Annotated in this window: 19 protein-coding genes; 9 read left to right on the top strand and 10 right to left on the bottom strand. The window is 35.8% G+C overall.

Annotated elements, in window-relative coordinates:
• The 3 genes from EG339_RS08080 to EG339_RS08070 are packed head-to-tail and all read right to left on the bottom strand — an operon-like array spanning window position 1 to window position 2,699.
• Window positions 1-777, bottom strand: a complete 777-nt coding sequence (locus EG339_RS08080) for a DUF4129 domain-containing protein (protein ID WP_123869748.1) — start codon at window positions 775-777, stop codon at window positions 1-3.
• The gene (locus tag EG339_RS08075) at window positions 770-1,732 is read right to left on the bottom strand and encodes a DUF4013 domain-containing protein (RefSeq protein WP_123869747.1); all 963 of its coding nucleotides are present in this window, start codon (window positions 1,730-1,732) and stop codon (window positions 770-772) included. Before EG339_RS08075 ends, EG339_RS08080 begins: the two co-directional genes overlap by 8 nt.
• Window positions 1,716-2,699 carry a stage II sporulation protein M gene (locus tag EG339_RS08070; protein ID WP_123869746.1) on the bottom strand — a complete coding sequence of 328 codons (984 nt, stop codon included), beginning with the start codon at window positions 2,697-2,699 and terminating at the stop codon, window positions 1,716-1,718. Before EG339_RS08070 ends, EG339_RS08075 begins: the two co-directional genes overlap by 17 nt.
• 28 nt (window positions 2,700-2,727) lie before the next feature.
• On the opposite strand from EG339_RS08070, the gene EG339_RS08065 reads away from it, so the two are divergent.
• Together EG339_RS08065 and EG339_RS08060 are read left to right on the top strand one after the other, a co-directional pair.
• Window positions 2,728-3,477: an RDD family protein gene (locus tag EG339_RS08065; RefSeq protein WP_123869745.1), complete on the top strand. Its 750-nt coding sequence runs from the start codon at window positions 2,728-2,730 to the stop codon at window positions 3,475-3,477.
• A gap of 104 nt (window positions 3,478-3,581) precedes the next feature.
• On the top strand, window positions 3,582-3,872 hold the full coding sequence (locus tag EG339_RS08060) for a GNAT family N-acetyltransferase (RefSeq protein WP_123869744.1): 291 nt from the start codon (window positions 3,582-3,584) through the stop codon (window positions 3,870-3,872).
• Here the strand turns inward: EG339_RS08060 and EG339_RS08055 are convergent.
• The 5 genes from EG339_RS08055 to smpB all read right to left on the bottom strand — a co-directional run bounded on the left by EG339_RS08055 (window position 3,861) and on the right by smpB (window position 8,677).
• Window positions 3,861-4,832, bottom strand: a complete 972-nt coding sequence (locus tag EG339_RS08055; protein WP_123869743.1) for a glycosyltransferase family protein — start codon at window positions 4,830-4,832, stop codon at window positions 3,861-3,863. The genes EG339_RS08060 and EG339_RS08055 overlap by 12 nt on opposite strands.
• Window positions 4,832-5,656 carry a UDP-2,3-diacylglucosamine diphosphatase gene (locus EG339_RS08050; protein ID WP_123869742.1) on the bottom strand — a complete coding sequence of 275 codons (825 nt, stop codon included), beginning with the start codon at window positions 5,654-5,656 and terminating at the stop codon, window positions 4,832-4,834. The genes EG339_RS08055 and EG339_RS08050 overlap by 1 nt, the downstream gene beginning before the upstream one ends.
• A gap of 135 nt (window positions 5,657-5,791) precedes the next feature.
• Window positions 5,792-6,532, bottom strand: coding sequence for a YebC/PmpR family DNA-binding transcriptional regulator (locus tag EG339_RS08045; RefSeq protein WP_123869741.1), 741 nt, complete (start codon window positions 6,530-6,532; stop codon window positions 5,792-5,794).
• Between the two features lie 94 nt (window positions 6,533-6,626).
• A complete protein-coding gene (locus EG339_RS08040; protein ID WP_123869740.1) occupies window positions 6,627-8,141 on the bottom strand; it encodes an OmpA family protein in 1,515 nt (504 codons plus the stop codon).
• A 77-nt stretch (window positions 8,142-8,218) separates the two neighbouring features.
• Window positions 8,219-8,677, bottom strand: coding sequence for an SsrA-binding protein SmpB (smpB, locus tag EG339_RS08035; protein ID WP_041462062.1), 459 nt, complete (start codon window positions 8,675-8,677; stop codon window positions 8,219-8,221).
• A gap of 121 nt (window positions 8,678-8,798) precedes the next feature.
• Here smpB and EG339_RS08030 point away from each other — a divergent pair, with 121 nt between their 5' ends.
• Window positions 8,799-10,421: an ABC-F family ATP-binding cassette domain-containing protein gene (locus EG339_RS08030; protein WP_123869739.1), complete on the top strand. Its 1,623-nt coding sequence runs from the start codon at window positions 8,799-8,801 to the stop codon at window positions 10,419-10,421.
• Between the two features lie 79 nt (window positions 10,422-10,500).
• Here EG339_RS08030 and EG339_RS08025 read toward each other — a convergent pair whose 3' ends face one another.
• The gene (locus tag EG339_RS08025; RefSeq protein ID WP_123869738.1) at window positions 10,501-11,313 is read right to left on the bottom strand and encodes a M48 family metallopeptidase; all 813 of its coding nucleotides are present in this window, start codon (window positions 11,311-11,313) and stop codon (window positions 10,501-10,503) included.
• Window positions 11,314-11,422: 109 nt separating this feature from the next.
• Between EG339_RS08025 and recJ the strand changes: the two genes are divergently transcribed.
• From recJ to EG339_RS07995, 6 genes are all read left to right on the top strand, one after another.
• Window positions 11,423-13,135 carry a single-stranded-DNA-specific exonuclease RecJ gene (gene recJ / locus EG339_RS08020; RefSeq protein WP_123869737.1) on the top strand — a complete coding sequence of 571 codons (1,713 nt, stop codon included), beginning with the start codon at window positions 11,423-11,425 and terminating at the stop codon, window positions 13,133-13,135.
• Between the two features lie 51 nt (window positions 13,136-13,186).
• On the top strand, window positions 13,187-13,771 hold the full coding sequence (gene nadD / locus EG339_RS08015) for a nicotinate (nicotinamide) nucleotide adenylyltransferase (protein ID WP_123869736.1): 585 nt from the start codon (window positions 13,187-13,189) through the stop codon (window positions 13,769-13,771).
• Window positions 13,772-13,854: 83 nt separating this feature from the next.
• Window positions 13,855-14,193, top strand: coding sequence for a DUF3817 domain-containing protein (locus EG339_RS08010; protein ID WP_123869735.1), 339 nt, complete (start codon window positions 13,855-13,857; stop codon window positions 14,191-14,193).
• 241 nt (window positions 14,194-14,434) lie between these two features.
• Window positions 14,435-16,711 carry an outer membrane beta-barrel family protein gene (locus EG339_RS08005; RefSeq protein ID WP_123869734.1) on the top strand — a complete coding sequence of 759 codons (2,277 nt, stop codon included), beginning with the start codon at window positions 14,435-14,437 and terminating at the stop codon, window positions 16,709-16,711.
• A gap of 45 nt (window positions 16,712-16,756) precedes the next feature.
• Window positions 16,757-19,009, top strand: a complete 2,253-nt coding sequence (locus EG339_RS08000) for a TonB-dependent receptor domain-containing protein (protein WP_123869733.1) — start codon at window positions 16,757-16,759, stop codon at window positions 19,007-19,009.
• 82 nt (window positions 19,010-19,091) lie between these two features.
• Window positions 19,092-19,946, top strand: a complete 855-nt coding sequence (locus tag EG339_RS07995; protein ID WP_123869732.1) for an alpha/beta hydrolase — start codon at window positions 19,092-19,094, stop codon at window positions 19,944-19,946.
• Window positions 19,947-19,991: 45 nt separating this feature from the next.
• Here the strand turns inward: EG339_RS07995 and EG339_RS07990 are convergent, their stop codons facing one another.
• Window positions 19,992-21,746: a discoidin domain-containing protein gene (locus EG339_RS07990; protein ID WP_123869731.1), complete on the bottom strand. Its 1,755-nt coding sequence runs from the start codon at window positions 21,744-21,746 to the stop codon at window positions 19,992-19,994.
• Between the last annotated feature and the right edge of the window lie 18 nt (window positions 21,747-21,764).

The raw sequence follows: 21,764 nt of genomic DNA, 5'->3' as shown, positions 1-21,764 counted from the left end.
TTATGGTTTAAATGCCTGATACTGATTTTTAAATTTCTGGTAACTCTGCTCATCAATATTGAACTCCCCGTACCATACATAATCGAAGATATAGGACAGATCGAAGAATTCACTTTTAAGTTGGGGTACTTTTAACTCTGCCACATAGTCTTTATTGGTCTTTTCCGGATTCCAGTTGATAAGCTTTTTATCACTTAATTTTTTAAGAATGAATAAGAACTGATAGCGGACGGCAGAACGATAATCTCCTGAATGTTCAAATTTTGCAATACTTTCCGGAAAATTGATTTCATGGATATTTTCATGGAGTTCTTCTACATTCAGATTGATCTTCTTATTCTTTTTGCCGAAAATAAAATTCCCGTCTTTTCCCAGAATATATTTAATGATAAAATATAAAAGAAAGCCTACCAGGATGATAGCAAAAAGCCGAACAAGTGCTACCGTTACTTTAGAGGATTTTTCAAAAACCGTTTGCCCAAAAATACTTCTGAAAATACGGTCTACTTTTCTCATTAGTTTCTGCCAGAAAGATTCTCTTGGTTTTGATACGGTATAATCAAATTCATTGCCTTTGTATCTTGACGGAATATTCTTCTTAAATTCTTTAGGATACACTGTATTTTCTGAAACCGGGTTATTTGCCAGCACAGAATCTGCCCGCAGCATATTATGATAATGCCCGGTGGTATACAGTGAATCTGCCGTATAATCATCCTGAGCTTTCACAATGCTTAGGGAAAAAACTAATAATATGAAAAAAAGAATCCTATTCATTAATTCCGATAGTATCTATTTCTTCTAATTCTACTTTCTGATGAAGATCTGTTCTGCTGTCATAATACATCAGCCCGGCATTCACATACAACAGATTGGAAAGGAAGAATGAAAGCAGCATTGATATTCCGTAAAAAACAAAAAATGCAATTCCAAAAACGCCTGTAAAAGGATTTTGCTCAAAATTTCCATCCGGTGTGCTAGTAAGTACTGAGCCATAGAAAAAGATCATCGGAATATAGGTAAATACGGAACTGATCATCGTCATTATAATAAACATCACAAAAGCTGCTCCCCAGTATTTCCAGTAAGGAGATTTCTCGCTCCCGTTAGGATAAGAAAACTGCGAACGGATAGAATAGCTTAAACTTTCCATAAACCCTCTGCCTGAATTAAAATAATCGTACATCAGAAATGTAATCACATTAAACAATGTAGGATAAACAATCATAACAAGAAAAATCCCGATCAGTACAAAGACCAGAAGATAGGAAAAACCTACTATAAATAATGATAAAGGAATTACAATAAATGTCATCCCAAGGCATAACTTAACAATTTTTCCAATATTCTTTTTAAAGTCGCCTAAAATCTCATCTGTCTTTATATTCTTTGCCCCGTTAGCAATTCTTTTCAGATAAAAGACAGGATAAAGATAATTAATGACCGCCAGGATCATAAAAAGCAGAAATGTGAGAACACCTACTCCAATCAGCATTCCTGCGTTCTCCGAGAAATACCGTTCAAAATAATAGGTATCTCCTCCCAGATTGGATCCAAAAATCTGTGAAAAAAGTTCCTTATATCCGAAAATAAAAACTGTAACCATTAAAATCAACAGCAAGCCATTAATCAGAATATAGTTCTTAAAATAATTCTTTCCGTATAGTTTGAAAAAGTTGAAACTGTCACTTATGAAAGTTCCGAAGTCCCGTTTCTTATAAAATTGTATCATTGAGGTGTTTATTAGTTTTTTTATTAACTATAGAAGGATACACAAAATAGTAAAATCCTATCACTGCCAGAGATCCTAAAATAATAATAAGGTTCAGGATCACAGGCATCTTTAAAGCATGTCTTGTAACATATCCTTCAATAATTCCGGCGCAAATGGTAAAAGGAACCGTACTTAAAAATATTTTAAAAGAATCTTTAAATCCTTTTTTAAAAGAATTAAACCTCGAGAAGGTTCTTGGAAATAAAATAGATGCTCCCAAAATTAAACCACACATTGCTTCCACTACCATCGCAAATATTTCAAAGACTCCGTGGAGCCAGATTCCTCTTGCACTGTCTTTTAACGCACCATAATCGTAGAAAAAGTACTGGAATGATCCCAACATTACGCTGTTGGAAAGCAGCGCAAATAAAGTTCCTACCCCACCGGCAATTCCGTAAATATATAGCTTAGCCCCAACCTGGATGTTATTGAAAATAATCCCAATGGTTGTTCCCCAGGTTGTCCCACTCTGGTAAACTCCAACTGCATTATTCTTTTTAATGTTTTCGATGGTTTCATTCACATAGCTTTCTCCAAGAATGATATTCACAAAATCTTTATCATACATCGCAGAAAGTACCCCTATAGAAGTGAATAGAGCAAAAAACAGAAAAGCATACAGTAAATATCTCCGATACTGATAGACCAGCAACGGGACTTCTGTTTTAAAGAAATACACCAATCTGTTCTCCTCTACTCTCTTGGTTTTATAAATCTTTTGAAAGATCTGTGAAGACAGGTGATTCAGATAAACGGTAGTATTGCTTTTAGGATAGTAGGTCTGAGCAAAAGAAAGATCATTGATCAGGTTTATATATAACGAAGACAGGTCATCAGGATTTTTTTTTATTTTCCCATCAATAACCTGTTCTATTCCCAACCATTTTTCTTTATTTTGTTTAATGAAATAAACTTCTCTCATAATTGTAAAGGCTAAAATAATAAAAAATATGTCTCAGATCGCGATAAATACTTCACAAAATGTAAATATTAACTTCAATACAGCAAGTGTTGGAGAAAGAATGCTTGCATTTATCATTGATCTTCTGATAAGGGTTGCCTATATTGTCATTATCCTGTATTTGTTTTTCAACGTCCTGGACCTGGGATATTTGCTTAATGGCCTGGATAGCTGGTCTGTAATGGCCGTTTATATCATCCTTTCCTTTCCTACTTACATCTATCCTTTAGTTTTAGAAAGTTTAATGGAAGGACAGACACCGGGAAAAAAACTCATGAAAATCAGAGTGGTAAAGATTGATGGATATCAGGCCGGCTTTGGAGATTATATGATCCGTTGGGTATTCAGGCTTATAGATGTATCCTTTGCGGGAGTAGTAGGCTTAATTTCAATGATCGTTTCCAAAAATAATCAGCGCTTGGGAGATATCGCCTCCGGAACAGCTGTGATTTCTTTAAAAAACAACATCAATATTTCTCATACTATTCTTGAGAACATCAACGAAGATTATGTTCCTTCATTTCCTCAGGTGATTGCTTTGAGTGATAATGATATGAGAATCATTAAGGATAATTATACTAAAGCTGTGAAAGCAGACGACCGCCAGATCATCAGTAAACTTTCCGATAAGATCAAAAGCATTCTGAAACTGGAAATAGATCCTACCAAAATGACGGAAAAACAGTTTATCAATGTTATTATTAAAGACTATAACTATTATACCGGAAAGGATAATTAATACAATGGTCAATAGTCAGTTTTGTTCCGCAAGTGAATGATGAATTGTAGAACTGCTTTATTATTGCTTTAATTTTGTACCTTTAATACAATAAACCCTATATCATGAAATTTGAAAACAACAGATCCGGAAACGGCGGAGTTCTTACCCTGAACAATGAAGTAAAAGAAGTAGGAAGATTAACCTATACTATTTTCCCGGAAGAGCAAAAACTGATTATTTCTTTTGTCCTTGTACATCCTGAGTTTGAAGGAAGAGGAATGGGAAAATACTTAGTGGAAGAAGCCATCAAATTTGCAAGGGAAAATAACTGGAATGTTTATCCTCACTGCTCTTATGCCAGAGCTGTCATGATGAGAATGAATGATGTGGACGATATTTTCTTAAAGAGCTAAAACATCCTTCACCAGGATTTCTTCAATATTATCCGGATAATCTACTTTCAGATGATACTCTGAAGCTACCCATTCCATAATCTCCTGAAAGTCTAGAATTTTGGAATTTGGAATCCCCATCTTATCAAGAGCACAGGCGTTACATTCCTGTTCATACTGGTTATGGATAGGGATTACAAATAGTTTTTTATCCATGAAAAGCGCTTCAGCAGGAGTTTCGAAGCCTGCATTGCACAAAATACCTTCACAGTTTTCAAAATATTTAAGATACTGGGTTTCATCAATAGGAAATACTTCTACGTTTTTCACTTTAACCCGAACTTTACTGTATTTTGAAAAAACTTTCCATTCTACCGGAATTTTTCTTAGAACTTTAATAATATTTTCATCTGCAAAACTCGGAAGATAAACAAGATAATAACCTTGCTTGTAAGGGGTAAGGTTTCTGATCTTTTTCCGTATGACCGGCTTTTTAATCTGTGGATGATAATTTTCAAAATGAAAGCCAATCTTTCTTTCACTGGGAACATAATATTTTAAAATCATTTCTCCCAGGAAATCTTTCTTTTCAGGCTTAGGTGTTTCCGGAAAACTCATGGATGCCTGATGGCTCAGTTCAATCAGTGGCAGTTTCTTTAATTTTGAAGCCCAGCCTGTCAAAGGCTCATAATCGTTAATAATTAAGTCATATTGAGAAAGCTCTAAATTTCTTATCGTTCTTGCCGCATCAATAAATTTATTCTCAGAAAACGTTTTCCGATAGGATAAGCCTCCTGTTTTGTTATAAAGAAGGGAAATACCTCTATATTGAAAATCAATGGCAAAATCAGCCTTTAATTGCGACTGGTGTCCACTAATGAGCGTGTCTACCGAAGCATATTTTTTGAGTATCGGGATAATCTCCTGAGCTCTGGCCATATGACCGTTTCCGGTACCCTGAAATGCATACAGTATTTTCATTAAGTAAAATTGGTTACGATTTTTAAAAGCTCAGAATTATCCATTTCCTGAATTTCCTCTGCCTCGTCATCTTTCAGTAAATGTTTGTGATCGTCATAGTAAAAGATCTTCCATTCCTTATCATGATATTCCAATGCAGACAGATTTTCAATCCAGTCACCGGAATTCAGGTAAGTACAGGATCCTTTTTTATTAACAACCTCCCGAATCTGCGGCTGATGAATGTGTCCGCAAACCACATAGTCATATTGATTATCAATGGCCAGTTCAGAAGCCGTGAGCTCAAAGTCACCAATGTACTTTACCGCTTTTTTTACATTATTTTTAATCTTTTTTGAAAACGAATATTTCTCTCTACCCATTTTCTCCAAAAACCAATTCACTACATTATTGATAATAATTAAAAGGTCGTACCCCTTGCCGCCAAGTTTGGCGATCCACTTGGAATGCTGGACTGATGCATCGAAAACATCTCCGTGAAAAATCCAGGTTTTTTTCTGGTCAATCGTCAGACAGATTTTATTACAGACTTTAAGTTTTCCCAATTCAAAATCGGTAAACTTACGGAACATTTCATCATGGTTTCCCGTAATATAATAAACATCTGTATTCTTGGTAGCAAATGAAAGGATCTTTCTGATCACTTTCAAATGAGGTTTAGGGAAGTAAGACTTTTTGAATTGCCAGATATCAATGATATCACCATTCAAAACCAAAGTTTTAGGCTGGATAGAATTGAGGTATCTCAGCAATTCCTTAGCCTTACATCCATAAGTTCCCAAATGAACATCCGATATGACAACTAGCTCAACGTTTCTTTTCATCCGTATATTTTTCAGCTTTTTAATTTGCCGGACGGAACGCCTGTGATTTCAAATAAAAAATACATTAAGGCGCTTCATAGTTTTTTACAAAGAAACTAATTGAAAGTTAACTGTATATGAATGCTATATTATTTTTTATAAAGAATTCATCAACTCTTCAGTGATTTCCATATTGTGATAAACGTTTTGTACATCATCGTCATCCTCAAAACGCTCAAGCATTTTCATATTTGCTTTAAACTGCTCTTCATTTACCTCTTTTGTATTGTTTGGAATTCTTTGTAATTCTGCACTCTTTGCTTCAATACCAAGTTCATCCAATTTATGAGATAAAGATCCGAAATCCTCAAAAGCAGTTGTAATCATTACTTCTTCTTCATCTTTTTCCACATCTTCGGCTCCGCCATCAATCATTTCCATTTCGAAGTCATCCCACTCCATTTTTACTTGAGCCAGATCAATTGTAAAGATTCCTTTTCTATCGAAGATAAATGCAAGCTCACCATTTTTACCCAGGTTTCCGTCAAACTTGTTGAAAATAGCTCTTACGTTAGCTACAGTTCTTGTAGTATTGTTTGTAGTACATTCTACAAAGAAAGCAACACCTCCCTGTCCATATCCTTCATAAGTAATTTCTTCGTAGTTTTCTGCATCTGCGCCACTGGCTTTTTTAATGGCTCTTTCAACATTATCCTTAGGCATGTTTGCCCCCTTAGCGTTTTGGATACATCTTCTCAGTGCCGGGTTAGATTCAGGATCTGCTCCACCTGCTTTTACTGCTAATGCAATATCCTTACCTATTTTAGAGAAAGTTTTGGCCATTTTATCCCATCTGGCCATTTTAGAAGCTTTTCTATATTCAAATGCTCTTCCCATTTTTAATTTTTAATTTTCAGCAAAATTACTCAAAAGTCCACAAAAAAAAAATACCTCCAAAAAATTGGAGGTATTCATTATTTAGAAAAATTAATTATTTTTTCTTTTTAGCAGCAGCTTTTTTCTTAGCTGGAGCTTTTTTAGCTTTTTTCACTACAGTCTTCTTCTCTACTACTTCTAGATCAGATTTCTTAAGTGCATCCCAAGCAGCACCGTTTACAGCTTCTACAACTACTTTTCTGTCAACCATTCTTTCAGCATCAGAAGCTTTTGCAGGAACTTGAGCATCTCTAGAACCTACACCAGTAGATTTCAATTGAGTTCCGCTAACACCTCTAGACTCAAGAGCAGCAACTACAGCAGCAGCTCTTTCTCTTGAAAGTTTTAAGTTGTAAGCAGCAGCACCTTTAGCATCTGTGTGACCTGTTACTAAGAACGTTCCGTCGTTAGATTGCTTAATGATAGTAGCAGCTTGATCTAATTTACCATTAGATTCTGGTCTGATAGTCGCTTTGTTGAAGTTGAACAAGATATCTTTAAGAGCTCCTGTAGCTTCTTTAGCGATTACGTCTTTTGGTTTAGGACATCCGTTGTATTCTGGAAGACCTGGAACAGTAGGACAAGCATCATCTTTATCAAGGATACCGTCACCGTCTGTATCTGGCCAAGGACAACCTTTGTTTTCAGCAGGACCTGCTACAGTAGGACAAGCATCATCTTTATCGATTACACCGTCACCGTCTGTATCTGGCCAAGGACAACCGTTGTTTTCAACTGGACCAGCTACATCTGGACATTGATCGTCTTTATCTGGAACTCCGTCACCGTCAGTATCAGGACATCCTTGGAATTCTGGTAAACCTGGAGTATCTGGACAAAGATCGTCTTTATCTAGGATACCATCTTTATCTCTATCTCTGTTTCCGAATCTGAATAAGATGGAAGCAGAAGCTTGCCAGAAGTTAGCAACAGTAGATTTATCACCTGGAGTAGATACATAATCTCCTTGAATACCTAGACCGAAGTTTTTAGTTACCCAGAAGTTAGCACCAGCACCTGTAGCTACAGTAAAGTGATTAGCTTTACCATTCTCGTTACCATTATCTCCGTTTGAAACATTATAGTCTAATACATTACCATTAGCATCAAGACCATTTTTAGGGAATGATTGTCCTGTATAGTCATGTCTTAGATAGTTAGCACCAACTCTTAAATATGGATCGAACCAAGATTCTTCGTTCCATAAAAGACCTGCACCGTGAGCCTGGAAACCTAGACCTGTCATTAGGAAAAATTCTTTCCCCATGTTGAATCTTTTGTTTTCAACATTTCCAACAGAAGTCTGCCAGTCAATAACCAAACCTTTACCTACGTTTCTAGCAACTGTTAACTTAGATAATGGAGGTGTAATAGAATAGCTGTTCATATTGAACAGGTTCTTTGTTAAATTTTTCGCAGAGAACGTGTTACCGAATGTAGATCTTGCTGCTACGTGGTTTTCAGCGTGAGCACCAACTCCGATTAACCACGGATTGTTGGTAGTCTGTGCGAAAACAGTAGAGGCAACGGTAAGCGCCAATGCTGAAATTCCTAATTTTAGATTTTTCATAGAATTAAATGATTAAATAATTGATAATGCAAAATAAATATAATTTTTCTTTATATACAAAGTTTTTCAAATGATTTTTAACTTTTCTTTAATATTCTGTCCAGGTTCCGCTTATTTTCTCTATCTTTAATGGCCTCTCTTTTATCGAAAAGCTTTTTCCCTCTACCCAGCGCTATCAGCACTTTTGCTTTACCCCTGTCAGTGATATATAATTTTAAAGGTATAATCGTATTCCCTGCATCTTTTAACTTTTTTTCAAGTTTTTGCAATTCTTTTTTGTGCAAGAGCAATTTCCGTTCCCTTTTTGTTTTATGGTTGTAAAAAGTTCCCAATTTGTACTCATCAATCATCATGTTGATGATGTACAATTCCCCATCAATAAACTGACAGAAGGATTCTGTAATAGATGCTTTGGAAGAACGTAAAGATTTTATTTCTGTACCCGTTAAAACCATTCCGGCTTCATATTCTTCAAGAATTTCATATTCAAAACGGGCTCTTCTGTTTAATATATTAACTGTTTTCTCAATCTTCATCATTTTAAAATTTCGTTAATGAAATATATAAAAAATACCATACATTTAAAAACTTGACTATTATATTATTACAAAATACCCAAATTCTTTTTGTATTTTTGCGCCAAATTTACAAAACTATATGTTAACAGTATCTAACTTATCTTTACAATTCGGGAAAAGAGTTCTTTTTGACGAGGTAAATATTATGTTTACCAAAGGAAACTGCTACGGAATCATCGGAGCAAACGGGGCGGGAAAGTCTACATTCCTTAAAATATTAACAGGAAAGCAGGATCCTACAACAGGCCACGTATCTCTGGAACCAGGGAAGAGAATGTCAGTTTTAGAGCAGGATCACTTTGCTTATGATCAGTATACTGTTCTTGAAGCTGTATTAAGAGGTAATAAAAAATTATTTGAGATAAAGGAGGAAATGGATGCGTTATACGCAAAAGAAGATTTCTCCGATGAAGACGGAATTAAAGCGGGTGAACTAGGCGTAATTTACGACGAAATGGGTGGATGGACTGCAGAATCTGATGCACAGACCATGCTTTCTAACGTGGGAATTACTGAAGATATGCACTGGCAGCTGATGAGTGAACTTGAGAACAAAGACAAAGTAAAGGTCCTTTTGGCTCAGGCACTTTTCGGTAATCCTGATGTATTGATTCTGGATGAGCCTACCAACGACCTTGACATTGATACCATCTCATGGTTAGAGGACTTCCTTGCTGACTATGAAAACACTGTAATTGTAGTATCTCACGACCGTCACTTCTTAGATACGGTTTGTACCCACATTGGTGACTTAGATTATTCTAAACTTAACCTTTATACAGGTAACTATTCTTTCTGGTATCAGGCATCTCAATTAGCAACAAAACAAAGAGCCCAGGCTAACAAAAAGGCTGAAGAGAAGAAAAAAGAACTTCAGGATTTCATTGCAAGATTCAGCTCTAACGTGGCAAAAGCTAAACAGGCTACCGCAAGAAAGAAGATGATCGACAAACTGAATATCGATGATATTAAGCCTACTTCAAGAAGATATCCTGCAATTATTTTCGAAATGGAAAGAGAGGCAGGAGACCAGATTCTTGATGTAAAAGGTCTTGAAAAAACAAAAGACGGAGAATTATTATTCTCTAATATCGACTTAAACCTTAAAAAGGGGGATAAAGTGGCTGTACTTTCTAAGAACTCTTTAGCGATCACAGAGTTTTTCGAAATTTTGGCTGGAAATGTTGAAGCAGACAAAGGAACCGTTGCCTGGGGGGTAACTACAAACCAGTCTCACATGCCTTTAGACAACACTAAGTTCTTCCAGGAAGATTTAAGCCTTGTTGATTGGTTGAGACAATTTACCAAAAACGATGAGGAACGTCATGAAGAATTCGTAAGAGGATTCCTAGGAAGAATGCTATTCTCTGGTGATGAAGCTTTGAAATCTTGCAAAGTGCTTTCGGGAGGTGAAAAAATGAGATGTATGTTCAGTAGAATGATGCTTCAGAAAGCTAATGTTCTTTTATTAGATGAACCAACCAACCATTTAGACCTTGAAAGTATCACAACATTGAACAACTCACTGTCTAATTTTAAAGGAAATCTTTTATTGGCATCTCATGACCACGAAATGTTGTCAACTGTCTGTAACAGAATCATCGAATTGACTCCTAATGGAATCATCGACAGAGAAATGACTTATGATGAGTATCTTGCTGATAAAAAAGTAAAAGAATTAAGAGAAAAAATGTATTCTTAATCTTGATACATCAAATGAATATAAAAATACCTCAAAGCTTTGCTTTGAGGTATTTTTGTTTAAACAATAAATAAAATAATTATTTTGTAAGTTTTGTTGTTGGAATAGCAACAGTTCCCGGATCTTTCCATAACCCATCTTTTTCTGCTCTCTTTTTAATAGACTGAGCTCTTTTTTCACTGTCCGGATGAGAGTTGAACATTTTTTCAAAACCGGATTGTGTACTTCCTTGTGACAATAAAGCTAATTTTTTGAAAGCGGTATAAGCACCTACTACATCATATTTGTTAGCCTTCATAAAATCATAAGAATAAGTATCTGCTTCAGATTCTTGCTTTTTGCTGTGAGAAGCATCTAAAAAAGCATTAGCCATCTTTCCGATCTGGCTGTCATTAAGAGTAGCTACTGCACCAGAGGCCGATGAAGCGGCATCCAACGCTGCGGCTTTTAAGTAAGCAGATTTCATGGCATCTTTTGTATCCTGATTTTTAACATGTCCTATCTCATGACCAATTACAGCCAATAATTCATTATCTGTCATAATATCCATCAGAGAAGAAAATACCCGGACACTTCCGTCTGCACAAGCAAAGGCATTGATATCTTTTACTTTATAAACTTTGTAGTTCAGGTTCAGGCCGTCCTGAGATTTGTGTTTTCCAAACAGCTTATTCAGCCTAACTGTATAAGGATCTTTCGGTCCTGCTACAGGGTTGTTTTTATCCATCCAGTCTACGGATTCTTTAGATAATTTGATGGCATCTTCGTTCGTAAATGTTAAAGCTTTCGCTCCATTTGAAACGATCCCGGCTGCTTTTCCAAGATTAATTTTCTGTGCATCCATCGAATTCATTGCCCCTAAAAATATTAGGCAAACAATAATTTTTTTCATAGTCATTTAAATTTGGAGCACGAAGGTAATCAATTTTTAACAATTATTAAGTCAAAACTTCATTCTCTATCCCACCAAAATGCTATTTTTTTTCCTTATTTTTGTGAACATGAGTCAAAAATGGATTTACAAGCCCGAACCCGATGAGGAAGTTGTGGACGGACTAAGTTCGTCACTTGGTTTTGGTACTTTTGAATCTAAACTTCTCGTTCTAAGAGGAATTGACAATTATCAGAAGGCGAGAGAATTTTTCAAACCAAACCTTAACGATATACACAGCCCATTTTTAATGGCAGATATGCAAAAAGCTGTAGAGCGTATTGCCACTGCAATTGAAAATGGCGAAAAAATATTGGTATATGGCGACTATGATGTGGATGGAACTACAGCTGTTGCCCTAATGTACCTTTACCTCAGCAAAATTGTTGAAAAAAAATACCTGGATTACTATATCCCGGACAGAAATTCTGAAGGATATGGGATTTCTACCGAAGGAATTGATTTTGCGAAAGAGAATGGTTTTTCATTAATCATTGCTTTAGACTGTGGAATCAAGGCTCTTGATATGATTAATTATGCTTCCAGCCTTGGGATAGACTTTATTATCTGTGATCACCACCTTCCCGGTGAAGAGATTCCTAATGCTGCAGCTGTACTTGATCCTAAGAGAAGTGACTGCCGTTATCCATTCAAGGAACTTTCAGGATGCGGTGTAGGTTTTAAACTGTGCCAGGGACTTAATACCATTTATAAACTTCCGGATGCCGAGCTATTTGAGCTGACGGATCTTTTGGCTATATCCATCGCAGCCGATATTGTTTCAATGACCGGCGAAAACAGGGTTCTTGCAAAAATGGGACTGAAAACCCTAAGAAAAACAAGAAATCTTGGATTAAGATTATTAATTCCGGAAGATAAACTGTCTCATTTTGAAATTTCAAATATTGTTTTTGAAATCGCACCTAAAATAAATGCTGCGGGAAGAATTTCCCATGGAAAAGCTGCTGTAGAGCTTATGGTTTCTGAAAACCTGAAACATGCCCACCAAATCGTAGATGACATCATGAATCTTAATGATGAAAGACGCGAACTGGATATGAATTCTACCCTATCAGCTTTAAACCAGATCATAGAATCTCAGCAGGAAACAAAGCATACTACCATTGTTTATCATCCTGAGTGGAATAAAGGAGTGATCGGAATTGTGGCTTCCAGACTTATTGAAACCTATTATAAGCCTACCCTGGTATTTACAGATGGAAATAATGGGGAAATGGTAGCTTCTGCAAGATCTGTTTCGGATTTTGATGTTCATGAGGCCCTTGATATGTGTTCTGAATATTTCCTTAAATTCGGGGGACATCATGCTGCTGCCGGGCTTTCAATGGAAAAAGAAAAATTTGAAGCTTTCAAAGTTAAATTTGAGAAAGTTGTTTCTGAAAAGATCCAGGAGCACCAAAAGGAGCCTTCTATTACGATTGATTCTGAAATTAAGATTGATGACATCAACAGGGAGTTTATTAATTTTCACAGAAAACTGGCGCCATTCGGACCTCAGAACATGAAGCCTATCTTTACTCTGTCTAACCAAAAACTTTCAGGTTATGTAAAAACAATGGGTAAAGATAACAATCATCTTAAGTTTTATATCAAGCAGGAATCTACAGGCAGAAATATAGAATGTGTAGGCTTTAAACTGGGACAGTTTGTAGAGGATTTTAAAAATAAAAATTTTGATCTTGCTTTTACGCTGGAAGAAAATCACTGGAAAGGCAATGTGACTCATTATCTCAATATAAAGGATGTAAAGTTCAGGGATTAGATATTAGTTATTAATTCTGCTATTATATCTTATACCCTTTATCTCACTAATATGAAAAAAATTGGTCTATTCTTTGGATCTTTTAATCCGATCCATATCGGACATCTTATTTTAGCTAATTATATTCTGGAAAATTCGGATATGGATGAACTGTGGTTTGTAGTGAGTCCACAAAACCCATTTAAGGATAAAAAATCTTTGCTGAAGGATCATAACCGGCTGGATATGGTACAGCTGGCAGTGAAGAATTATCCTAATATGCGTGCTTCCAATGTAGAATTTTCTCTTCCTAAGCCAAGCTATACTATTGATACGCTTACTTACCTTCATGAGAAATACCCGGACTATTCTTTCAGCCTGATTATGGGTGAAGATAATCTGGACAGCCTTCACAAATGGAAAAATTCTGATGCCCTGATCAATAATCATCACATCATTGTTTATCCAAGGGTATTTGAGGGAGGAAAGAAAGAATCTGAGTATCTTCAGCACGAAAATATCTCTCTGATAAAGGCTCCAGTGATAGAGCTTTCTGCCACTGAAATCCGTAATATGATCAAGGATGGTAAGAATGTGAGGCCTATGCTGCCGCCTGAAGTTTTTGAATATTTGGACGGAAGTAATTTTTATAAGTAATTTTGCATAACCAAAAATCAGAGGTTAAAAAATTGAAAAATGAAAATTTCTTAACTTTTAACACTCTACTTATCATACAATAAATGGACTTCATCGAAAAATTTTTCTCAAAATATTCACAGGAAAAACTCATCAAATGGTTTAAACAGATCTGTCTGGCTGAGGCCATTTCATGTATTTTACTATATGGTGTGGCGATGATCTGGATTCGGTATGATGAGAACCTGTACTCTATTATTTTCATCAGCGTTATTGGTAGTTTACACGGATTGTTTTTTACACTCTATCTTTTGCTATGTCTTCCAGCAAGAAAAATTTACAATTGGGATGATGAAGATTTTGTGTTCGCTTTATTAGCAGCGTTTTTCCCCTTTGCTACAGTATGGGTAGATAAAAAGCTGGCCAGATTCGACAGGGAATAAAATTATTTTTCATAAAATTTCATGTTTTGCTGTAACAAATTTCTTGTTACAGTTGTCTAATTATACAGAAAGGTCAAGCAATCAATTTTTAAACCTAAATTTTTACAAACTGTAAATCAGTAAGTTATATTAATTTAAAAATATTTTTTAGTACTTTGTATTGCATGATACTAAATTTATTATATATCTTTGTAATGTTAAATAACAAACCATACAAGCTATTAATTAAAAAATAATAATCATGAAAACTCAAATTCTCATTGCAGCACTATTCTTCAGCGGACTGATTACCGCTCAACAGAAAAAAGATAGTTTGAAAATAAATGCTATTGAGTCAGTCAATATTAAGAAACAGGTTTTCAAAAAACAGGGGGACCGTCTTGTTTACGATGTAGCAGCCTCCCCTATTGCAAAAGGGACTAATACTTTTAGTCTTTTAAAACAGACTCCTATGATTTCCAGTATTGATGGAAAGACATTGAAAATTCTTGGGAAGTCTGATGCTATTATTTACATCAATAATAAAAAAAGCAATATGGATGCAGAGGCATTAATTGAAATGCTGAAGTCTACTCCATCTGAAGATATTCAGAAAATTGAAGTGATCACTGTTCCCGGAAGTGAGTTTCAGGTTGAATCTAAGGAAGGGGTTATCAATATTGTAATGAAGAAGAACAAAAACAATGGCTACAATGGGACTTTGAAAATGCAGAACGAGCAGGCTTATTACAACAACCCTAATGCGGGAGGATCTTTCAATTTCAGACAGGGAAAATGGTCGGGAAATTCTAACTTCAGAATGGGAAGCTGGACAGAAAGACAAAGATATACGCTTTCCAACGGGGATCCTACCTTCAGAAATGAATCTTATGGTTCTAATGATGATCCTAATAAAAACTTCGGTGGCGGATTCAATATTGACTATGAGATTAACAAAAAACAGAGTCTGGGGCTTTCTTATAATATGAGATATAATAAGAGTTTCAATTCTATTCTGGATATGACGAACTGGCAAAACGGGAAACTAATGGATAGAACCGTTAATCATGAAGATGCCCAGACCCGAAATCACTCTTTCAATTTAAATTATGAAATTAAGACAGATTCTATAGGCAGCAAACTTACCTCCAATGTTTCTTACCTGTGGTTCAACAGAGACAAGGTAAGCTTTAATGAGAGCATCCCTTTAGGTATTGATCCTTCAGGTGAAGAGTATAAAAAAAGATATTCTGCTTTACAGCAGTCTGTACCACAAATCATCAACAATTATGCTGCTAATATAGATTTCCTGAAAAAAACGGCTAAAGGAGCAACATGGTTAATGGGGGTAAGTTATAATTATACCAATACGGATAATGATACCAGACAGGACAAATTAACAGGCGGGGAGTTTGTAATGGATCCCAAACAAACCAATCATTTCATTTATAAGGAAAATATTTTAGGAATTTATCTTAATTATGAGAGAAAGCTTACTGAAAAGTTATCCGGAAAGATAGGAGCCCGTTATGAAATGACAAGAAGTACCGGAGATATCCTTGGAAAAACAGGGTTCGAAAGAAACTATAATAACCTGCTTCCTTATCTGAACTTAAACTATGCTATCAATTCAGACCACAATTTAAGTTATACTTTCTCCAGCAGAATCAGAAGACCAAGATTCTGGGAACTTAATCCTTCAAGAACTTATTTCACTCCAACCAATTACACACAGAATAATCCATTTGTACTGGCGGCTAAATTTTATAACCAGGAGCTGAACTATATGTATAAAAATGCATTCTATGCCAATCTGAGCTATACTATGGTAAACGACGCGGCAGCTTCTGACCTGCTTCCTTTACAAGGGATTTTAACAGCCCCACAAAGGGATGAAAACGGTAATATCATATACGATCCGGCAGGTAATATGCTTATGGAAAAAACAAGATTCCTGAGATACATCAGAACAAATTATGGAAAAAACAGAGAAATCAGTTTAACACTTGGGATGAACAAGTCCTGGTTTAAAGATATCTGGACAACCAATTATTCTGTAAACCTTGGGTATATTACTTACACTGGTGGAGTATGGCAGGACCCGACTTCTCAATTAGGCCCATACGAAAGTGAAGAGCTGGAACCTTATATTGTGGATGTTAAGAACTACAATATGTCTGCAACCATCAATAATATCATCCGTCTTTCTTCTAAAAAAGACTGGTTTTTAGGAGTTAACTACTATTTCGGAAGCAAAGTGGCTATGGAAGGAGGAACAATAGGAGTAAGACAAAGCTTTGATATCAGTGTGAAGAAAATTATTGGTGACTGGACCATACTTGCGGAAGGTAACGACTTATTTAACCAAAGTTTCTACAGAGTTAATGGTGTACAGCCTAATGGAAAATACAACAATATAACCAACTTCAACTATCCACGATTAATAAGTATTGGGGTAACCTACAATTTCGGAAATCAGAAACTGAAAAAAGCAAGGGAAATGAAATCAGCGAATGATGCTGTAAAATCAAGAACCTAATCTATAAAAACTTATCTCTCTTAACCACTCTTTAAAAAAACAAACATGAAACGTATACTTTTGTCAATAGCTGTCATATTCGGAACTTGTGCTTTTGCTCAGGAAAAGAAATCTGACTCGACAAAGACTAAAAATATAGAAGGTGTTACCATCACCAAACAGGTATTCAAAAAACAAAGTGACCGTCTGGTATACGATGTTGCATCTTCTCCTATAGCGAAAGGAAATACCACTTTCGATATTCTGAAACAAACTCCTTTATTGTCTTCAACAGATGATAAAACATTAAAGATTGCAGGAAAGAACAATGTATTAATCTACATCAACGGAAGAAAATCCAATATGGATGCAGAATCTTTGGCTCAGTTCCTGAAAAACACTCCGGCGGAAAACATCCAGAAAATTGAAGTAATTACGGTTCCGGGAAGTGAATACCAAGTGGAATCTTCGGATGGAATTATCAACATTGTTTTAAAGAAAAAAATGAGTGATGGTCTCAACGGAAATATGAGATTCTCCAATACCCAGGGTAAATACAATGGCAGCCAGGCAAGTTTTTCAGCTAATTACAGAAAAGATAAACTGGGAATAAGCGCCAGTCTCAGTGGAGGCGAAAATATTGAAGCGCAAACCTACACTCTGAAAAACAGCAGTATTGGCGCATCTAATGAATCAACCGGTGATATTGATGATCCCAACAAAAACATTGGCGGTTATCTGAATATAGATTATCAGTTAAATGATAAGAGCAATTTAGCTTTATCCTGGAATACATGGGCAAATAAAAGTTATAATTCAACCGTAGGCCTGTTCAACACCATTATTAATAAAGATGGAACCAGCTATACATGGTCTAAAAATAAGGAGGATTCAAGAAGTTATAATAACTCAATCAATTTAAATTATGAATTAAAAACTGATTCTTTAGGCAGTAAACTGAACGTAAATGCAGCTTATCTGAATTATAAAAGATTTCAGTTCACCGATAATATGACTTATAAATCCAATATAAACAGGGATGTATTGGGAAAGAGTACACAACTATTGCAGGATCTGCCGCAAATTATCAACAATTTTTCCGGAATGGCAGATTATATCCAGAAATTTAAGAATGATCTGACCATTTCTGTTGGTGGAAATTATAATAAGACCAAAACAGATAACGATACTAAAAACACAACTTATTTTGTTGATCCTGAAAAGCCAACAAAATCGGCACCCAATCATTTTATTTATGACGAAAATATTTATGGTTTCTATTTGACTGCTGAAAAGAAGTTTTCAGAAAAATTCTCCGGAAAAGTAGGAGCCCGATATGAGATTACCAACAGTTTAGGAACATCAGACAATCCACCTACAGAAGCTCTTAAGAGGATTGAAAGAAACTACAATAATTTCCTTCCTTATCTAAGCTTTAACTATGCTATTAATGATAAAAACAATCTCTCTTATTCATTTTCAAGCAGAATGAGAAGACCAAGTTTCTGGGAGATCAACCCGGTAGTGAATAAACTTACCGATGACAATTATACTCAGAATAATCCTTTTGTAAAGGCATCCTCTACCTACAATCAGGAATTAATGTATATGTATAAGAATTCCTATTTCGTAGTTTTAAATCATTCTTACATTAAAGATGCCATTACCCAGGTTCCGTTACAGGGGTATCCTGAAAAACCGAATGGTGATATAGGTAAAAATCTTGCCTTAAGATATATCAGAACAAATTTTGGAGATAAACAGGAAATGTCTGCAATGGTGGGAATCCAAAAATCATTCTTCAAACAGCACTGGACTACTAATTTCAGTATTGGAGTTCAGCATAACAGAAATAACGGGAGCCTTGATATGGATCCTACTACAGGAGACCGATTCAAAAATGAACTTGGACAATATGTTACCTATGTTAATGATACGAATTCTACCAGTGTTCTAATCCAGACCAACAATACCATCCGTCTTGATAAGGCTAAAACATGGTTTCTTGGGGTTAACTTTTTCTACATAGACAAACAGCAGATAGAACTGGGGATGTTACGAGGTTTATCAAGTCTGGACCTCAGCATCAAGAAAAACTGGAACGACTGGACATTTGCTCTGAATGTAAATGATGTTTTAAGAACCAATATTGTAGAAATTGATGACTATCAAAGTAACGGAAACTACAATTACATCCACCAGAATCAATACAAAAGAACCTTTACAGTGAGCCTTACTTACAATTTCGGGAACAAAAAACTGAAAAAAGTGAGAGACATTGAAGGCGCTTCTGATTCTATCAAGAGCAGGACAAGATAAAAACTATCTTTCTTCATATTCAATCAAATTATTTTGTACACAAACCTGTTGATTCTTCAGCAGGTTTTTTATCTTTAATTATATGAAAAAGAGTTTAATATCTATCATCAGTCTTATTTTCTTACTATTCACAGCCTGTAAAGAGAATAAGATCAGCCTCGGAAACAATATCAGCTTTAATAAAGAGGAAAATCTTCATTATGGGAACAATCCGCAACAAGTGATAGACCTTTATATGCCCGATAAAACACCATCTGAGGAAAAAGAAATTTTCATTATTATTCATGGCGGTGGCTGGCGCGGCGGAAATAAATCTCAACTTACTTTCTTCACGCTTTCTCTGATGCAAAGGTTTCCGGATCATGTTTTTGTCAACATGAATTACAGGCTGGCCTCTGTTGTACAGTATGCCATTCCCAACCAGACAGATGATATTAAAAGCGTCATTACCTATCTGAAGAAGAGGCTAAACTATCAGCCTAAGCTTATTCTTATGGGAAACAGTGCCGGCGCCCATTTATCTATGCTTTATGCTTATCATTTTGATGCTGATAAAAACGTAAAGGCAGTTATCAATATTGTAGGTCCTGCTGACCTTTCAGATAAAAGCTTCAAAAGTTATGAAGAATATTCTTTTGTAAAAAAGCACCTGGTTGATGCTAAAATACTTCCTGCAAAGACCTCAGCTATTAATTTTGCCAGCCCTGTTCATTGGATTAATACAGCCTCTTCCCCTACACTTTCTTACTATGGAAAAACAGACCGTGTGGTTCCTTTAAGCCAAAGTAAGATTCTGGATTCTGTTTTGAGTAAAAATAATGTTATTCATGAGTCTTATGAATTCAATGGCGGTCATCTGGACTGGGATAAGCAACCTAACAATGTCCTACTTATTGATAGAATTGAAGCTTTTCTTAAAAAGGCAGATAAAAAATAACACGTTCTGATTCAAAACGTGTTATTCCTTTATTTTAAATTTGATTTATTCTGATTTTACAACATCTGTTCTTTCTGAAACTCCATTGGAATTGAAGGCTTCAATCTGAAAATAATAAGCATCTGTTCTGTCTGCTCCTGTAAAGAAATACTCATTCTTTCCGTATACCATAATACTTCCATACATTTTATCAGGAGATTTTCCCCAATAGATTACATAGCCGTCTGCTTCGGGATTCTGCTGCCATTTCATCCAGATACTTCTTCTTTCTCCATATTTTTTAGGATCAGCCCTTAAAGGAACAAAGTTTTCTACCTTGGCTGGCTGTTTTCCAGATCCCTTTCCAAATACCCTGAAACCGCTTAATGCAAATTTTCCGGTAGGCATCTTCAGATTTTCCATTTTAAGGAAACGGGCTTTTGCAGGGTGCTCAAGTTCAACATAATCGTGAGGAACATCTTTAGTATTCTTACTTTTGTCCACAATTACATTCCATTTCTTCCCATCATTAGAACCATAGATTTTATATTGGTGCATCTTTCCTATTGTTTTTCCCATAAATTCAGCATCCTGATCTGCATAATTGATCTGAATAGCATTGATGGTGGAAACTTCACCAAGATCAGTCTGGAACCATTCTCCTGAATTTCCTGTTTTAGCACTCCAATAGGTCTTGATATCTTCATCTACAGCATAATTAGGCTGATAGCTGCCTAAAGTAGATGAAACCTGAACCGGTTTATTATAATTCAATAGCATCCATCCTGCAAAAAGACCTTTTGTAAAATCTTTTCCCTGGGCATATTGCGGAAGGTAGGTAGGATAATCACCATAGGCCGTATTACAATACATCACATCATCTTTATCAAAACCTGCCGGCCATATTCCCAGTCTTCTTTCAAAATTATTTTTGGTAGAAATAAAGATGGTGGAAACGTGCCACCAGTTTTTATAATTATCTTCAAAGGTAGCTCCGTGGCCTGCGCCCCTTGCAAAACCTCCCGGTTTATAAGAGAATGGATTATGCTGCTGGTATTCGAAGCCTTCCAGAGGATTTTTGCTTACATATACCCCATCGGAATATCCACTGAATTCTGTTGCCGGAGCGCCATACTGCATATAGTACTTCCCATTGTGTTTTGTCATCCATGCACCTTCCACAAAGGGCTGAAGAAAAACATTATCATTATACTCCCCGAAACGTTCCCAACCATGGTCCTCAGGCTTCAGTTTAATAATAGGTTTTACAAAACCTTCGGACTGGAGATTCTTCACCTTCACTTCTGTTCCCAGCAACGGCCACTCATTACTTGAACCCCAATACAGGTATAATTTATTTTTGTCTTCATCATAATGGAAGGCAGGATCCCACGCTCCTACTTTTAAAGTATCCACTGCAATTTTCCAGTCATCTTTAGTAGGATTTGTGCTTTTCCAGATCGGAAAATCCTGTTCCCAGGTGGAGCCATATACATAGAGTGTGTCTTTCATAGCCCATACAGCCGGGGCATTAAGGTCGTGAATGTATTTATTATCCCTCAGGAATTTTCTTTTAACAAACTTCCAGTCCAGCATATCATCACTATACCAGTATCCTTCCTGATTGGTAGAAAAAAGAAACAGCTTATTCTTAAAATTAACAATTACAGGATCGGCTGTAGCACGGTGTTTTCCCTGTTTTGAAAAAACTTCAAAAGGAGTATAACCGTAATCAATATTAATAGGATTACAAAAAGTTTTCTGCTGAGCTCCTACAATGATCCCAAGGAAAATAGTTAATGACAGAAGATATTGTCTCATTTTTAGATTTTATAGATT

Source organism: Chryseobacterium bernardetii (assembly GCF_003815975.1).
GTDB lineage: Bacteria > Bacteroidota > Bacteroidia > Flavobacteriales > Weeksellaceae > Chryseobacterium > Chryseobacterium bernardetii.
The sequence above is the reverse complement of the archived record's forward strand: the minus strand, read 5'-3'. Positions and strand labels throughout refer to the sequence as shown.

What these genes read in the sequence shown, in the direction of transcription:
- EG339_RS08065 (WP_123869745.1), top strand. Translation starts at nt 2,728, where the DNA reads ATGTCTCAGATCGCGATAAATACTTCACAAAATGTAAATATTAACTTC.
- EG339_RS08070 (WP_123869746.1), bottom strand. Translation starts at nt 2,699, where the DNA reads ATGAGAGAAGTTTATTTCATTAAACAAAATAAAGAAAAATGGTTGGGA.
- EG339_RS08025 (WP_123869738.1), bottom strand. Translation starts at nt 11,313, where the DNA reads ATGAAAAAAATTATTGTTTGCCTAATATTTTTAGGGGCAATGAATTCG.
- EG339_RS08045 (WP_123869741.1), bottom strand. Translation starts at nt 6,532, where the DNA reads ATGGGAAGAGCATTTGAATATAGAAAAGCTTCTAAAATGGCCAGATGG.
- EG339_RS07990 (WP_123869731.1), bottom strand. Translation starts at nt 21,746, where the DNA reads ATGAGACAATATCTTCTGTCATTAACTATTTTCCTTGGGATCATTGTA.
- nadD (WP_123869736.1), top strand. Translation starts at nt 13,187, where the DNA reads ATGAAAAAAATTGGTCTATTCTTTGGATCTTTTAATCCGATCCATATC.
- EG339_RS08055 (WP_123869743.1), bottom strand. Translation starts at nt 4,832, where the DNA reads ATGAAAATACTGTATGCATTTCAGGGTACCGGAAACGGTCATATGGCC.
- EG339_RS08080 (WP_123869748.1), bottom strand. Translation starts at nt 777, where the DNA reads ATGAATAGGATTCTTTTTTTCATATTATTAGTTTTTTCCCTAAGCATT.
- EG339_RS08075 (WP_123869747.1), bottom strand. Translation starts at nt 1,732, where the DNA reads ATGATACAATTTTATAAGAAACGGGACTTCGGAACTTTCATAAGTGAC.
- EG339_RS08010 (WP_123869735.1), top strand. Translation starts at nt 13,855, where the DNA reads ATGGACTTCATCGAAAAATTTTTCTCAAAATATTCACAGGAAAAACTC.
- EG339_RS08030 (WP_123869739.1), top strand. Translation starts at nt 8,799, where the DNA reads ATGTTAACAGTATCTAACTTATCTTTACAATTCGGGAAAAGAGTTCTT.
- EG339_RS08040 (WP_123869740.1), bottom strand. Translation starts at nt 8,141, where the DNA reads ATGAAAAATCTAAAATTAGGAATTTCAGCATTGGCGCTTACCGTTGCC.
- EG339_RS08000 (WP_123869733.1), top strand. Translation starts at nt 16,757, where the DNA reads ATGAAACGTATACTTTTGTCAATAGCTGTCATATTCGGAACTTGTGCT.
- EG339_RS08060 (WP_123869744.1), top strand. Translation starts at nt 3,582, where the DNA reads ATGAAATTTGAAAACAACAGATCCGGAAACGGCGGAGTTCTTACCCTG.
- recJ (WP_123869737.1), top strand. Translation starts at nt 11,423, where the DNA reads ATGAGTCAAAAATGGATTTACAAGCCCGAACCCGATGAGGAAGTTGTG.
- EG339_RS07995 (WP_123869732.1), top strand. Translation starts at nt 19,092, where the DNA reads ATGAAAAAGAGTTTAATATCTATCATCAGTCTTATTTTCTTACTATTC.
- EG339_RS08005 (WP_123869734.1), top strand. Translation starts at nt 14,435, where the DNA reads ATGAAAACTCAAATTCTCATTGCAGCACTATTCTTCAGCGGACTGATT.
- EG339_RS08050 (WP_123869742.1), bottom strand. Translation starts at nt 5,656, where the DNA reads ATGAAAAGAAACGTTGAGCTAGTTGTCATATCGGATGTTCATTTGGGA.
- smpB (WP_041462062.1), bottom strand. Translation starts at nt 8,677, where the DNA reads ATGAAGATTGAGAAAACAGTTAATATATTAAACAGAAGAGCCCGTTTT.